Origin of the sequence: Winogradskyella sp. ECml5-4 (assembly GCF_036903175.1) — a bacterium.
GTDB classification, from domain to species: Bacteria; Bacteroidota; Bacteroidia; order Flavobacteriales; family Flavobacteriaceae; genus Winogradskyella; species Winogradskyella damuponensis.
Genome location: NZ_JAYJLF010000003.1, coordinates 125,543 through 139,646, shown reverse-complemented (window position 1 = coordinate 139,646; position 14,104 = coordinate 125,543). Strand labels below are relative to the sequence as shown.

At 31.3% G+C, this 14,104-nt stretch carries 16 protein-coding genes; 8 read left to right on the top strand and 8 right to left on the bottom strand.

The annotated features are described in order from the left end of the window. Nucleotides 1-220 precede the first annotated feature (220 nt). The 4 genes from mazG to ruvX form a co-directional block, all read right to left on the bottom strand. The gene (mazG, locus tag VDP25_RS03880; RefSeq protein ID WP_334467112.1) at nt 221-994 is read right to left on the bottom strand and encodes a nucleoside triphosphate pyrophosphohydrolase; all 774 of its coding nucleotides are present in this window, start codon (nt 992-994) and stop codon (nt 221-223) included. Between the two features lie 2 nt (nt 995-996). Then, the gene (locus tag VDP25_RS03875; protein ID WP_215925421.1) at nt 997-1,428 is read right to left on the bottom strand and encodes a DUF5606 family protein; all 432 of its coding nucleotides are present in this window, start codon (nt 1,426-1,428) and stop codon (nt 997-999) included. A gap of 10 nt (nt 1,429-1,438) precedes the next feature. Next, nucleotides 1,439-2,029, bottom strand: coding sequence for a peptide deformylase (gene def, locus VDP25_RS03870; RefSeq protein ID WP_334467109.1), 591 nt, complete (start codon nt 2,027-2,029; stop codon nt 1,439-1,441). A 130-nt stretch (nt 2,030-2,159) separates the two neighbouring features. Next, nucleotides 2,160-2,570, bottom strand: coding sequence for a Holliday junction resolvase RuvX (gene ruvX / locus VDP25_RS03865; protein WP_215925423.1), 411 nt, complete (start codon nt 2,568-2,570; stop codon nt 2,160-2,162). Nucleotides 2,571-3,036: 466 nt separating this feature from the next. Here ruvX and VDP25_RS03860 point away from each other — a divergent pair, with 466 nt between their 5' ends. Together VDP25_RS03860 and VDP25_RS03855 are read left to right on the top strand one after the other, a co-directional pair. Next, nucleotides 3,037-3,852: a 2,3,4,5-tetrahydropyridine-2,6-dicarboxylate N-succinyltransferase gene (locus VDP25_RS03860; protein WP_334467107.1), complete on the top strand. Its 816-nt coding sequence runs from the start codon at nt 3,037-3,039 to the stop codon at nt 3,850-3,852. Between the two features lie 88 nt (nt 3,853-3,940). After that, entirely contained in the window at nt 3,941-5,008 is a 1,068-nt protein-coding gene (locus VDP25_RS03855) for a glycosyltransferase family 9 protein (RefSeq protein ID WP_334467105.1), read from the top strand. Here VDP25_RS03855 and VDP25_RS03850 read toward each other — a convergent pair. Continuing rightward, nucleotides 5,005-5,826, bottom strand: a complete 822-nt coding sequence (locus VDP25_RS03850) for a glycosyltransferase family 2 protein (RefSeq protein ID WP_334467103.1) — start codon at nt 5,824-5,826, stop codon at nt 5,005-5,007. The genes VDP25_RS03855 and VDP25_RS03850 overlap by 4 nt on opposite strands. A gap of 3 nt (nt 5,827-5,829) precedes the next feature. Next, nucleotides 5,830-6,654 (bottom strand): glycosyltransferase family 2 protein, encoded by an 825-nt coding sequence (locus VDP25_RS03845; RefSeq protein WP_334467102.1) that lies wholly within the window; start codon nt 6,652-6,654, stop codon nt 5,830-5,832. A 40-nt stretch (nt 6,655-6,694) separates the two neighbouring features. Here VDP25_RS03845 and VDP25_RS03840 point away from each other — a divergent pair, with 40 nt between their 5' ends. Next, entirely contained in the window at nt 6,695-7,453 is a 759-nt protein-coding gene (locus VDP25_RS03840; RefSeq protein WP_334467100.1) for a glycosyltransferase family 2 protein, read from the top strand. Here VDP25_RS03840 and VDP25_RS03835 read toward each other — a convergent pair. Further along, nucleotides 7,450-8,223 carry a lipopolysaccharide kinase InaA family protein gene (locus VDP25_RS03835; RefSeq protein ID WP_334467098.1) on the bottom strand — a complete coding sequence of 258 codons (774 nt, stop codon included), beginning with the start codon at nt 8,221-8,223 and terminating at the stop codon, nt 7,450-7,452. The two genes, VDP25_RS03840 and VDP25_RS03835, sit on opposite strands and share 4 nt — an antisense overlap. 130 nt (nt 8,224-8,353) lie before the next feature. On the opposite strand from VDP25_RS03835, the gene VDP25_RS03830 reads away from it, so the two are divergent. Together VDP25_RS03830 and VDP25_RS03825 are read left to right on the top strand one after the other, a co-directional pair. Next, entirely contained in the window at nt 8,354-9,205 is an 852-nt protein-coding gene (locus tag VDP25_RS03830) for a glycosyltransferase (protein WP_334467097.1), read from the top strand. 42 nt (nt 9,206-9,247) lie between these two features. Further along, nucleotides 9,248-10,354: a glycosyltransferase family 4 protein gene (locus tag VDP25_RS03825; RefSeq protein ID WP_334467096.1), complete on the top strand. Its 1,107-nt coding sequence runs from the start codon at nt 9,248-9,250 to the stop codon at nt 10,352-10,354. Here the strand turns inward: VDP25_RS03825 and VDP25_RS03820 are convergent. After that, a complete protein-coding gene (locus tag VDP25_RS03820) occupies nt 10,335-11,129 on the bottom strand; it encodes an ATP-grasp fold amidoligase family protein (RefSeq protein ID WP_334467094.1) in 795 nt (264 codons plus the stop codon). The two genes, VDP25_RS03825 and VDP25_RS03820, sit on opposite strands and share 20 nt — an antisense overlap. Nucleotides 11,130-11,411: 282 nt before the next feature. Here VDP25_RS03820 and VDP25_RS03815 point away from each other — a divergent pair, with 282 nt between their 5' ends. From VDP25_RS03815 to VDP25_RS03805, 3 genes are read left to right on the top strand one after another with little or no spacing between them, the layout of a single operon-like run. Next, nucleotides 11,412-12,626, top strand: a complete 1,215-nt coding sequence (locus tag VDP25_RS03815) for a UDP-N-acetylglucosamine 4,6-dehydratase (protein ID WP_334467091.1) — start codon at nt 11,412-11,414, stop codon at nt 12,624-12,626. A gap of 3 nt (nt 12,627-12,629) precedes the next feature. After that, entirely contained in the window at nt 12,630-13,334 is a 705-nt protein-coding gene (locus VDP25_RS03810; protein ID WP_334467089.1) for a nucleotidyltransferase family protein, read from the top strand. Nucleotide 13,335: 1 nt separating this feature from the next. Continuing rightward, complete coding sequence (locus VDP25_RS03805; protein WP_334467087.1) at nt 13,336-14,019, top strand: acylneuraminate cytidylyltransferase family protein; 684 nt, start codon at nt 13,336-13,338, stop codon at nt 14,017-14,019. Nucleotides 14,020-14,104: the final 85 nt, after the last annotated feature.

Here is a 14,104-nt window from a genome sequence, read left to right as displayed (position 1 = left end):
AAAATAATAATTAAGATCTCCTACTAAGATTATAAAAACGTTTTTTGTTTTTATATAAAGTATTTACGCACAGAAATTAGTTTTGGATGTTTCTATTTTAAATTTTTAGAAAATTTTATGATTTAGATAGTAAAACACAGCATTTTTACTGTTTTACACTGCGTAGACAGAGGCTAAACGTCTCTAATTTGCTACAGGAATTCTTAAATTATCAGGAATTTTATAACAGTTTTGCCTCTTCCCAAAACACATCCATTTCAGAAAGTGTCATGTCTTTTAAAGACTTACCTAAGGCTTTGGCTTTGCTTTCTAGATATTGAAAGCGTTTAATGAATTTTTTATTAGTGCGCTCCAAAGCATTTTCAGGATTTACGTTAAGGAAACGTGCGTAATTTATCATTGAAAACATAACGTCTCCAAACTCACTTTCAATAGCATCCTGGTCGCCTTTTAAAATTTCAACTTTTAGTTCGGCTAGCTCCTCTTCTACTTTTTCAAAGACTTGTTCAGGTGTTTCCCAATCAAATCCTACTCCTGCAACTTTATCTTGTATCCGACTTGCTTTTACCATAGCTGGTAAACTTTTTGGGACACCTTCAAGCACACTTGTTTTGCCTTCTTTAAGCTTTAATTGTTCCCAATTACGTTTTACTTCTTCTTCATCTTTTACAACCACATCACCATATATATGAGGATGACGATCTATAAGCTTATCACAAATACTATGACAAACATCGGCGATATCAAAGTTATTGGTTTCACTCCCTATTTTAGAATAAAACACAATATGAAGTAAAACATCGCCCAATTCTTTTTTAACCTCTTCTAAGTCGTTATCAAGAATAGCATCTCCAAGTTCATAAACTTCTTCTATAGTTAAATGACGTAAAGATTCCATTGTTTGCTTCTTATCCCAAGGACATTGCTCTCGCAACTCGTCCATGATACGTAACAAACGTTCAAAGGCTTTTAATTGAGCTGTTTTATCAGACATGTTTATTCTTCTTCCTCAGAAGTATCGTTGTTGGTTTTAGATTCTTCAAGCGCATCTAAAAGGTCATTCTTTTGAAGTAAATTATACCACTGTACCACTTTTTTTATGTCAGAAGGATACACACGATCTTCATCATAATCTGGCAATACTTCAAAGAAAAATTCTTCTAAAACATCTTTTCCATCTTTATGACTGATAGATGTTGGCTGTCCATTCTCTTTGTCTTTTACTTTTTTAAGCACATCTTTTAAAGGCACTTCTTCTGCTAGCGTATAAATTGCAATTTCACTAAGAATGCTAATATTACTATGTGCACCAACTGTGATTCTTTTTTTGTCTATTAAAGATTCTACAACAGCACCTGTTCTAGTCTGTGTTACGATTTGGTATAAACCTGGTTTTCCAGAAATGGATAAAATTTTGTCTAAGCTCATATATATTGTATTAACGTTTCTTGCTCATTGCAGGAAAACGCATTCTGTAATCAATTTTAATTTTACCTTTTGAAATATTAGTCAATCTCCCTTTTATTAAACGCTTTTTAAATGACGACAATTTATCAGTAAACAAAACACCTTCAATATGATCATATTCATGTTGAATTACTCTTGCAATTAAACCGTCGTACGCTTCAACATGAGTATCAAAATTCTCATCTTGATATTGAATTTTAATCTTAGGTTTTCTAAAAACATCTTCTCTTACATCTGGAATACTTAAACAGCCTTCGTTAAAAGCCCATTCTTCTCCTTCTTCTTCTAAAATCTGAGCATTTATAAATGTTTTTTTAAAACCTTTAAGTTGTTCTTGCTCTTCTTCAGAAAGACTGTCGTCGTCAGCAAAGGGACTCGCATCAACTAAAAACATACGAATAGCTAATCCTATTTGAGGTGCCGCTAAACCAACACCATACGCACCATACATGGTTTCGTACATGTTTTCAATTAGCTCATTTAACTTTGGATAATCTTTATCAATGGTTTTTGCTTTTTTCTTTAAAACAGCATCTCCATAGGCAACGATTGGTAAAATCATAATTCGTTTATTTTCGAGTGCAAAAGTATCAATTTTAAAGAATATAATTTCAAATTTCAAAAACTAAATTCCCACAGACGTTCTCGCTAAGTAGCAAAGACGCAAATTTTCAACACTTTACATTTATTTACTAAATACTAGAAAGGTAACTCTGCAAAATAAGTGTTGCACTAATCTCATCAATTAAGGCTTTATTTTGTCGCTGCTTTTTCTTCAACCCACTATCAATCATCGTTTGAAAAGCCATTTTAGATGTAAAACGCTCATCAACTCGATCTACAGGAATTTCAGGAATGCTTTTACTTAATTTTTCTAAAAACTTCTGAATATAAACTTCACTTTCTGATGCTGTATTATCCATTTGCTTAGGTAAGCCAACTACAAATCTCTCAACTTTTTCAGTAGAAACATAGTGTTTTAAAAATTGTAGTAACTCCTTAGTATCAACTGTGGTTAAACCAGAAGCAATAATTTGCATTTCGTCTGTAACCGCTAAACCTGTTCGTTTTGTACCAAAATCAATGGCTAAAATTCTTCCCATAATTGCAAAGATACAGTAATTAAAAAACGCTTCCTTAAAAAAAGAAGCGTTTCCATAGATAACCAATCTAATCAAACCAATGTTATGATTTTATTCCCTCAAAAAATAAATCACTTTATCAATGTATATATAAGACACTTCATTTTTACTTAAGTCACATATATCTTCCTAAAAAAAAGAAAACCCCTTAAATTACGGGGAAAGGGGTTTTCTATACTAGCTATTAATTAAATTATCAGATAAAAGTTATAAAAAAAATAAATTACCCTCCATTTAATATTCTATAAGACACTTGTATTTTGAATAGGTCACATTTATTTAAAAAATATTTTTTGATGGGTGTTTATGGACTTATCTTTGAACTTAATTTTTTCTACAGAAATGAGCATGTATAAGCTTTATTATCATGATAAATAATAAATAGCCAACAGCATGTGACTTTAATAAAACAATAAAATAGATACATATGAAACAACTACAATCTGTAATAGAAAATGCTTGGGACGATCGTTCTCTCTTAACTAACAACGTTACTATTGAAGCGATAAAAAGCGTCGTAGATCTTGTTGATGCGGGCACCTTACGTGTCGCAGAACCAACTGATGATGGATGGCAGGTAAACGAATGGGTAAAAAAAGCAGTTGTTTTATATTTTCCAATTCAGAAAATGGAAACATTTGAAGTTGGAATTTTTGAATATCATGATAAAATCCCACTAAAACGTGGTTATGCAGAAAAAGGAATTAGAGTTGTACCACATGCCGTAGCTAGACATGGAGCTTACATTTCTTCTGGTACTATTTTAATGCCAAGTTATGTAAACATTGGCGCTTATGTAGATGAAGGTACTATGGTAGATACATGGGCAACGGTTGGTAGTTGTGCACAAATTGGTAAAAACGTTCACCTTTCTGGTGGTGTTGGTATTGGTGGTGTGTTAGAGCCTTTACAAGCTGCTCCTGTTATTATTGAAGATGGTGCGTTTATTGGTTCTCGTTGTATTGTTGTTGAAGGCGTACGTGTAGAAAAAGAAGCTGTTTTAGGTGCTAATGTAGTATTAACAATGAGTACAAAAATTATAGATGTAACTGGTGATGAGCCTATAGAAACTAAAGGTGTTGTTCCTGCGCGCTCTGTAGTTATTCCTGGCAGCTACACCAAAAAATTTGCTGCTGGCGAATACCAAGTTCCTTGTGCTTTAATAATTGGTAAGCGTAAAGAGAGTACAAATAAGAAAACATCTTTAAATGACGCTTTACGTGAGTATGATGTAGCTGTTTAACTGGTTATATGAGCTCTAAAAAAAATAAACCTATAACAATCCAACTGAGAGCTATTGATTTTCAGTTGGATTTCTTATAACTTGAAGAATGAAAATTTTAGTTATTCAACAAAAAATGATTGGTGATGTTTTGGCTACAAGTATTTTATTTGAAGCTATAAAACATAAATATCCTAAAGCAGAATTACACTATGTGATTAATTCGCACACTTTTCCTGTGGTTAAAAACAATCCTTTTATTGATTATTTTCATTTTTTCACTCCGGAACACGAAAAGAGCAAATTCCAACTTTATAAATTTGCTAAAGATTTAAACAAGCAAAATTTTGATGTCGTTATTGATGTTTACTCTAAATTATCGAGTAAACTCATGACTTTTTTATCTAAAGCAAAAACTAAAATCTCTATTGATAAAGGAAAAAAATCGTTTATCTATACTCACACCTTTAAACATAAAAGCAAAGCACATACAAATGCTGGCCTAGCGATTGAAAATCGTTTACAACTGTTAAAACCTTTAGACATTGATGCTTTAAAAATTGTACGACCAAAAATATATCTCACAGAAGATGAAAAAAATAACGCTAAACAATTTTTAGAATCTAGCGCTATTGATTTGGAAAACCCCCTATTTATGATTGGTGTCTTAGGTAGCGGCCACAACAAAACCTATCCTTTTGAATATATGGCAAAGGTGATTGACCAAATCGTATTAGAACAACCCACTAGTCAGATTTTATTCAATTACATTCCAAAACAGGAAGCAGATGCTAAAGCTATTTTAGAATTATGCTCTCCAGAAACTCAAAAACATATTTATTTTGATGTCTTTGGAAAATCTTTAAGAGATTTTTTGGCTATAACCTCGCATTGTGACGCCTTAATAGGCAATGAAGGCGGAGCCATAAATATGGCAAAAGCACTTTATATTCCAACATTTACCATATTCTCACCTTGGATTAAGAAAGAGGCTTGGAATATGTTTGACGACAATATAAAATACGTTTCTGTTCATCTTAAAGATTATGACAATAAACCATATCTAAATATTGAACACCCTAAAGTATTAAAATCAAAAGCTACAGAATTGTATTTAGATTTTAAGCCCGCTTTTTTTGAAAGTAATTTAAAGGCTTTTTTAAAACGGTTGCACTAATCTTTTTTAATTCCGAATGGTGTCCATTTTAAATTTTCTTTTTTCACTTTAGCTCTAATGGCTAAATTTCGATCTAAAGATTCTTGTGTCTTATAGCCTCTAGCATGATCTAAATGTAAAACGATTGCTTTATAACGTATTTGCTTCGTCTTCATTCCAAAATTCACTAAGCGCTCTCCCAATTCTCTGTCTGGCCCACCATATTGCATACGCTCATCGTAACCATTAATGGCAATTAAATCTGATTTCCAAGCAGAAGAATTACAGTTATTAAAGGTCGCTCCTGTTGGTGTTACCACGTCTAAAAAGCTAGCTAATCCGTCTTTAACCGATAATTTCAGAGTGTTTTTACTCCCTAATTCACCTTTAGATTTTAACCATTTTACATCAAAACAATTGTGAGACGTAATATCATTTTCAGAAATGGTTTCACTTAAATCCATATTAAGCTTACAGTAACCACCAGATAAGAAATACCCTTTTTCAGCAAATTTAGCATGCGTTTCTACAAAATCCTTACGCGGAATACAATCTCCATCAGTGAATAAAATATATTCATTTTTAGCCATAACAATGGCTTCATTCAATATTTTTTGACGTCTATACCCTTTATCTTCATGCCAAGCATGTGTTATATTTACGGGATAATCTGCTTTAAATCTATCGATTAGATCTTTGGTTTCACTGGTAGAACCATCGTCTGCAATAATGATATCAAAATCTTTATAAGTCTGAACGCTATAACCGTAAAGGACTTTCTCTAACCAATCTATTTTATTATAGGTTGCAATAATCACTGTTATTTTAGGTAGTGCCATTGTCTATTCTTTTTTAATACCAAAACTGGTATAGGTTACTTTCTTTTGTTTTGTTTCTTTCCTTATTTGTTCATTCAAAGCTCTTGCTTCTTCATTTTTATAAGGCCTTTCATGATGCAAATGTACACAAATAGTACTGTAACGTACTTGTATAAACTTAACACCATTATTCATCATCCGTTCACCTACTTCTCTATCTTCTCCTCCGTATTGCATACGTTCATCAAAACCATTAACAGCTAAAATGTCAGATTTAAAACAGGAGACATTCATACCATCAAAAGTGGCTTTAGTTGGTGTTATTTTATTTAAAATGTTTGCTTTAGATTTAGACTTAGTTAATTTATTGAATTTAAAACTTTTAGGTTGTCCTTCAGCAATTAACCAATCTTTATCAAAACACTTTTGCGTAGAAATAATAGTCTTAGTTATAGCATTTGAAATAGACGCTACCAATTTAAAATAGCCACCTGAAAGGGCACAGTTAGGTCTGCGTAATCTAAGATGTGTTTCTACAAAATCTTGTCTGGCAATACAATCGCCATCCGTAAAAATAAGGTAGTCTGAGTGTGATGCTACAATCGCTTTATTCAAAATTTTTGTTTTCTGAAAACCATTATCTTCATGCCAAACATGAGTAATTTTTAATTCTGTCTCTGAAGAACATTTATCTATTACAGCTTTTGTTCGCTCATCAGAACCATCATCTGCGATGATAATTTCAAAATTATTTTCCGTTTGAATACTATAACTATACAATACCAGAGCTAACCATTCTGGTTGATTGTAGGTACTAATAATTACAGATGCTTGTGAATTAGATTGCATAGCACAAAAATACTATTTTTACAACTGAGAAATTAATACAATGTTAAAACTATCTGGAGTCATTATTACGTATAACGAAGAACGCAACATTAAGCAATGTTTGCAGTCTTTAGTAGGTGTTGTTGATGAAATTGTGGTGGTAGATTCTTTTTCTACAGATAACACCAAGGCTATTTGCGAACAGTTTAACGTGGTTTTTATTGAACAAAAATTCTTAGGCTATATAGAACAAAAGAATTTTGCTTTATCTCAAGCTAATTATGACTATGTGGTCTCTTTAGATGGAGATGAAGCCTTATCTGAACCCCTTCAAAAATCGATTATAAATCTAAAATCGAACTGGAAATTTGACGGTTATTATGCCAATCGTTTTAATAATTTCTGTGGACAATGGATTAAACATTCGGATTGGTACCCAAATAAAAAACTTAGGATTTTTGATAGAAGAAAAGCGGAATGGCAAGGCATTAATCCGCACGATAATGTGCAACTTTTTGATACCAACGCTAAAACAGGCCACTTAAAAGGTGATATTTTACACAAAACATATCAAACGTATTCCGAGTTTAATCAAAAAACAGAATACTTCTCTACGATTGCAGCTAAAGCTTATATGGATAAAGGAAAAAAAGCTCCTCTTTGGAAAATTATATGCAATCCAACTTGGGCCTTTTTTAAATCTTATGTCCTAAGATTAGGTTTTTTAGATGGGTTTAATGGATTTGTTATTTGTGTACAAACCGCAAATATTACATTTTTAAAGTATTCTAAATTGCGTGAGTTATATAAAAAACCTTAACGTTTTTTCTTTCTCCAGAAATAATACTTTCTTTTAAACGCTTCTTTCTTTTTAAAACTTGATGAAAATTTTTGAGAGAAGAAATACATACGTTCTCTAACTTCATCATGTGGCTTCTCAATTAACTTAGCATATTCATCGCTAATAATATCCAGCATATAATCCTTAGGAGATAAGCGTGCAAAATTTGCTAATCGTTCATCATAACTCAAGGTTTTAAAATCCATTCGATTAAGGTCTACCAAATAAAAGTTATAAACTCCATCTTCTTTTTGTATCAATGTGTTACCTGGCGAATGATCTAAAAAATGAATACCATTTTCGTGCAACCTGTAAGTGAATTGTGTAAACTGCCTTAAGATATTATCATAATCATCACATTCTGGCTCATCAATAAGCTTTCGTATTGTAAAATCGTATGTTAATTGCTTACTGATATAATAACTACTACCAAAAGTAAATGCCGACTTATATTCAACAAAAGCTTCTGGTGATGGGGTTAAAACACCTGCTTTAAGCAAACGTGTTGCATATAAGAATGAACGCTCTGCTTTGCTTTTTCTAAAAAATTTATAGACAATTTTATTAACTAAATTAGGGACTTTAAATTCTTTTATATTGTAGCGTTCTCCACCAATAGTCAGTATTTTTATAACATTCCTATAACCATTACCAATCATTTCACCTTGTTGGTCAAAATTTTTAATGGCACTCATTAACTGATCTTTAGTTAGTGCAGAATTATCATGAATTTTTACAGTTACTGACATATAAATAATAGTAATCTTTGACTGCAAAAGTAGGTATTTAATTCTTTGGACAAAAGATTAAAAGCCGCTTCAATTATAGCTGAAAGACTTCCAAATATTTCTGTAAATTTGTGTCATCTAATAATCTCCTATGTTTAAACACTATCTCATCACTCGCTTTAATCTCAAAAATAAAAATTGGGACGTCACAAAGAATAACGAAACATTATTAACTAGAGAGTGGATGACACATAGAATTGGTTTGTTTAGTAATTTCTGTTTACCCTCAGTTGCTAGCCAAACCAATACAGATTTCCAATGGTTGTTATTTTTTGACACGACAACCGATGCCGATTTTAAAACAGAAATTGAAGCGCTTTTAAAACCTTACCCACATTTTAAGGCTTTTTACATTGATGGTATGGACGCTTTTCATTCGTCTATTAAATCATATATAGCAGAAGACAGCAAAGACAGTCCTTATATTATTACATCGCGAATTGATAACGACGATTGTATTCGTAAAGACTATATAGCAACAATTCAACAGCAATTTAAATCGCAAGATTTTATGGCTATTGATATTTTAAAAGGCTACTCACTACAAGTTTCACCAGATATTATGCTAGGAAAGAAAGAGCATATTTTTAATCCTTTTATAAGCCTGATTGAAAAAAACGACACACCAAAAACAGTATGGTTTAGTGACCATAATATGTGGAAAAAAGAATCGAGACGTGTTGAAATAGCCAATCAACGCTTATGGATGTCTATTATTCACGAAAAAAATAAAGTCAACGAGTTTGATGGTTATGACAACGTAAGTTGGGATGCAATAAAAACCGACTTTATTGTTTCTGACGATATCAACGCTAAGGTTTCAAAACACATCATTCCTCATAAAGAATGGCGCTATTTAAGTTTTAAAAATAAACTTTACGTCAACTATGTCTTAATGAGTAAGAAATTAAAAAAAGCCGTAGGACTTTATAAAATTAAGTAAGCTTATAATTCCTATTTTTACCAAAAATCAAACCTCTCTTAAATGCGATTAATACAATTTACAGCTTCAAATGGTTGGCGTGGACACGAACAAAAAATCATTTATTTATATGAAGCTTTTAAAGCGGAAGGCTATGTTGAAGACCAATGGATTGTTTGTCCTATAGATTCAGAATTGTATCGCATTGCAACAGAAAAAGGCATGCAAGTAATTCCGTTTGAATACAAATCGGAATACAGTTTATCTTATGCTAAGGCATTTAAAAAACTCGCCAAAGAGAAGAAAGCATCTGTTATTTTTATTCACAGTAGTAAAGCACATACTTTAGCTGTACTATCGCATTTTATTTATGGTATGAAAGTACCTTTAGTGCTTTGTAGAACACTTATAAAACGTGTAGACACTAACTTTTTTAGAAAGTGGAAATACAACTACAAAGGCATTAAAAAAATTATATGTGTGTCGCAACCTGTAGTTGAATCTTTAAAGTTTGCTGTAAAAGACCATAGCCGATTTACCGTTATAGGAAGTGTGACTGATATTAACAAATTTAAAAAACAAGCTCCTACAGGAATGCTGCATAAAGAATTTAAAATTCCTGAAGATTACAAACTCATAGGAAATATTGCAGAGTTTACAGGTTTTAAAGACCACTATACTTGGGTTGATACGGTTGAAATTTTAGTAAAAGAAAATAAAATTAAAGCCAAATATATCTTAGTTGGAAAAGGTAGTATGGAACAAGATATACGCAATTATGTTAATGAAAAAGGGTTAACAGAACATATTATCTTTACAGGTTTTAGGCGTGATGTCCCAGAACTATTACCTGAGCTTGATTTATTTCTATTTACATCTAATAATGAACCTACAGGTGGTGTGTTATTAGAATCCTACGCCTGCAAAGTGCCTATTGTTGCTGCTGATGCAGGTGGCATATCAGAAGTTATTGTAGATAGCGAAACTGGCCTTTTGGCAAAAGTTGGTAATGCAACCGATTTTGCTAAAAAAGTGACGATATTAATGCATGATAAAGCGCTTCAAGATAAATTTACAACCAATGGATACCAATACCTTTTAGATAATTTTACTAAATCGGTAATTTCTAAAAAGATGTTTGACGAACTATCTAAGCACGAGCTTCGTTAGGCAGTTGTATTAAGTCGCCCATTATTTGATTAAGAGGTTCTGACATAACGCGTTTCATACCACTTTTTGGAAAAAAAGTTAATTCACCAAAATATATTTTCCCTTGAATAGAGTATAAATCTACACGTATAAAAATAAAATCCTTAGCTAGTTTTCTAGCTGTTTCAACCATTTCATCAAAGTTCTCTGGTTTATCTAATGCGCGTCTTAAATAATTTGGTTTTTCAGATGGCAACTCTATTTTATTCCACTCCATGTCATAATAAGACCTCTTTCTTATACCATCCTCTTCTGCTTTAGCATATATATATTTTGGTTCTCCATGAAAACACAAAAATTTATAATCTACAATAGCCGCATCACTAAGCTGATCTAAAAAATGTTCAACTAGAATTCTAGGTTTTATATCTTTATATATAAGCTCTTTATATTTATCGTAATAATTCAATGATAAATATTTATTAAGCTCTCTTTTCGTTTTTTGCCAATCTAAGCTAGCTTTATCCTCTACAATTACGTTATAGCCAGAACCATGTGTTCCTTTCATAACAAATTTATTTGGCAAGCTTTCAAAATCAATATCGTCTACATTATCATAAACACCAATGATATCAACAAGATATTCAGGTCCCAAAACTTTTTTTATGTGAGACCTAACTTCATATTTATCTACATAATCTTTATATGCTTCTGTATATAAATTCAATTTTAACCATTGAATTTTTTCGGAAATCTCTTTTGGATTTTCAATATTGAGATGCTTCTCATTTTTCAAGTAATATGAGCTTTTTAAATACTCCTCAACTTTATTAGGTTTATTCTGCAGATACTTTGTAAGTATTTGATAATATTTTCTTTTAAAAAAATTCATATTAAAATAGCTCGATTTATTGAATCACAAAAATATTAATAGTTATTTACTATATTTTATAAATAATAAAGTATTTTCAAATCAATATCATTTGACATGTGATAAATTAATGAATTTTTAATCATTGGTTCCGAATCGTATCTTTACACTACCATAAAAAACGGTTATGTCGTTTTAATTACTCTTATGAATTACAATCAAGCCAACAAAAACAACATACTAAACCTCATCAATAGAGAAAGTGAGTTATTTAAAACTGATATCGATAAATATCACACGGAATTAAACACTATCATTTCAGCCTCAAAATTTTTAATTCTAGGAGGCGCAGGCACTATTGGTCTAGCAGTGACCAAAGAAATTTTTAAACGCAATCCTAAAAAACTTCATGTTGTAGATATTAGTGAAAACAACTTGGTAGAATTGGTAAGAGATATTAGAAGTTCTTTTGGCTATAGCAATGGAGATTTTAAAACTTTTGCTTTAGATATTGGTTCTATTGAATACGATGCATTTATAGCTTCAGACGGCAATTATGATTATGTTCTAAATCTTTCTGCCTTAAAACATGTAAGAAGCGAAGAAGATCCATTTACATTAATGCGCATGGTTAATGTTAACATCTTAAACACCGAAAAAACAGTTCAACAATGCATTGAAAATAATGTAAAAAAATATTTTTGCGTTTCTACAGATAAAGCCTCAGATCCTGTAAACATGATGGGAGCATCTAAACGCATTATGGAACTTTTTTTAATGGAAAAAAGTAAAAAAATTAATATTTCTACAGCACGTTTTGCAAATGTTGCTTTTTCTGATGGTTCTTTATTACATAGCTTTGAGCAACGCTTTAAACAACAGCAACCCATCGTTGCTCCAAACGATATTGAAAGATACTTTATTACACCAAAAGAATCTGGAGAACTCTGTTTAATGTCCTGTATATTTGGAGAGAATAATGATATATTTTTTCCTAAACTGAATACAAACCTACAACTTGTTAGTTTTGCTAATATTGCTGTAAAATATATTAAACACTTAGGTTACGAACCTTATCTATGTAAAGATGAAAATGAAGCTAGACAACTAGCAAAAACCCTACCTCAAACCGGAAAATGGCCTTGCTTATTTACTAAAACAGACACCACTGGCGAAAAAGATTTTGAAGTGTTTTTTACAGAAAATGAAACCTTAGACATAGAGCGTTATAATGCTATTGGAATTATAAAAAACAAGCCCAACACAAATACTAAAGATCAACACAAATTATTTTCTAATGAAATAAATAACCTAAGAGCAAAAAAATCTTGGACAAAGGCAGATATAACTCAATTATTTCATAAAATATTACCGAACTTTAACCACAAAGAAACTGGGAAATATTTAGATCATAAAATGTAGCTGATGCTTAACAAAATAGATGTTGTAATTATGGCTGGTGGCAAAGGCAAACGTTTAATGCCATTAACCGCAGACACACCAAAGCCTCTTTTAAAAGTAGGTAACAAACCAATAATTGAGTACAATACAGACCTTCTTGCTTCATACGGAATTAAACATATTAATATAACTGTTAATTATTTAAGTGATCAAATTATCGCTTATTTTCAAAAGAATAATCCGCATCAAATTGATTTCAATTTTATAAAAGAACCCAAGTTTTTAGGAACTATTGGAGCATTAAAACTAAACAAAAACTTAAAAAAAGATTACATATTAGTGATGAATGCAGATTTGCTCACTAATGCAAATTTTGAAGCGATTTTTAATGATTTTCTTTCAAAAAAAGGTGATGCTTTAATAGCAACTATACCTTATAAAGTAAATATTCCACATGGTGTTGTAGAAACCAAAGCGGGTTATGTTACCGACTTAAAAGAAAAACCCTCTTATACTTATTACTCAAATGCTGGTATTTATATGTTTAAAAAAGAATGTTTAAATTTTATTCCTGAAAATATTTTTTTCGATGCCACTGATTTAATTGAGGTTTTACTATCTAAGAATAAAAAAATCATCAATTATCCAATTTTAACATACTGGTTAGACATTGGCAAACCTGAAGATTTTGAAAAAGCACAAGAAGACATAAAACACATAAAATTGTAATATGAATTATCTCGTTGTAATAACAGCTCGTGGCGGAAGCAAAGGCATTCCTAAAAAAAACATTAAACTTTTAAACGGCAAACCTTTAATTCAGTATAGTATTGATATTGCTAAAAAAATTGCAGATAAAAAAGACATTTGTTTTACAACCGACAGCGATGAAATTATTGAGGTTGCCCAAAAGCTTGGTTTAGAAATTCCGTTTAAACGCCCAGCAGAATTAGCAACTGACACCGCCAATTCTCAAGATGTTATTTTACATGGTTTAGAAGCCTACGAAAAACTAAATAATAAAACTTACGATGCTATTGTACTATTACAACCAACCTCGCCGTTTAGAACTTTAGAGCAAGTTCAAGACTGTATAAACCGCTATGATAATTCTATAGACATGGTTGTATCTGCAAAGCAAGCATCTGCAAATCCTTATTATAATTTATACGAAGAAAACAATGGCTTTTTAAAGCCTTCAAAAGAAGGAAACTACACCAGACGACAAGATTGCCCTGATGTTTGGGAACTAAATGGAGCCATCTATGTTATTAACTCAACAGCTTTGAGAACACAAAAAATAAAAGCATTTAGTAAAGTTAAAAAATATATCATGTCTGAAGAAACTTCTATTGATATTGACACTCCTTTAGATTGGAAAATCGCAGAATTCTATCTTCAAGATTCCAAATAAATATTACACCTTAAAAAGCTTAGTTTTCATTTTTAAAGGTTAGTGCTGTGTCGTATCTTTGCACAGCAAAAAAACAGATATTTCT

Bases quoted from the DNA above. Each gene is read 5' to 3' on its own strand.
- VDP25_RS03815 (WP_334467091.1), top strand. From the start codon at position 11,412: ATGAATTACAATCAAGCCAACAAAAACAACATACTAAACCTCATCAAT.
- VDP25_RS03845 (WP_334467102.1), bottom strand. From the start codon at position 6,654: ATGCAATCTAATTCACAAGCATCTGTAATTATTAGTACCTACAATCAA.
- def (WP_334467109.1), bottom strand. From the start codon at position 2,029: ATGATTTTACCAATCGTTGCCTATGGAGATGCTGTTTTAAAGAAAAAA.
- VDP25_RS03855 (WP_334467105.1), top strand. From the start codon at position 3,941: ATGAAAATTTTAGTTATTCAACAAAAAATGATTGGTGATGTTTTGGCT.
- VDP25_RS03810 (WP_334467089.1), top strand. From the start codon at position 12,630: ATGCTTAACAAAATAGATGTTGTAATTATGGCTGGTGGCAAAGGCAAA.
- VDP25_RS03850 (WP_334467103.1), bottom strand. From the start codon at position 5,826: ATGGCACTACCTAAAATAACAGTGATTATTGCAACCTATAATAAAATA.
- VDP25_RS03805 (WP_334467087.1), top strand. From the start codon at position 13,336: ATGAATTATCTCGTTGTAATAACAGCTCGTGGCGGAAGCAAAGGCATT.
- VDP25_RS03860 (WP_334467107.1), top strand. From the start codon at position 3,037: ATGAAACAACTACAATCTGTAATAGAAAATGCTTGGGACGATCGTTCT.
- mazG (WP_334467112.1), bottom strand. From the start codon at position 994: ATGTCTGATAAAACAGCTCAATTAAAAGCCTTTGAACGTTTGTTACGT.
- VDP25_RS03825 (WP_334467096.1), top strand. From the start codon at position 9,248: ATGCGATTAATACAATTTACAGCTTCAAATGGTTGGCGTGGACACGAA.
- ruvX (WP_215925423.1), bottom strand. From the start codon at position 2,570: ATGGGAAGAATTTTAGCCATTGATTTTGGTACAAAACGAACAGGTTTA.
- VDP25_RS03840 (WP_334467100.1), top strand. From the start codon at position 6,695: ATGTTAAAACTATCTGGAGTCATTATTACGTATAACGAAGAACGCAAC.
- VDP25_RS03830 (WP_334467097.1), top strand. From the start codon at position 8,354: ATGTTTAAACACTATCTCATCACTCGCTTTAATCTCAAAAATAAAAAT.
- VDP25_RS03875 (WP_215925421.1), bottom strand. From the start codon at position 1,428: ATGAGCTTAGACAAAATTTTATCCATTTCTGGAAAACCAGGTTTATAC.
- VDP25_RS03835 (WP_334467098.1), bottom strand. From the start codon at position 8,223: ATGTCAGTAACTGTAAAAATTCATGATAATTCTGCACTAACTAAAGAT.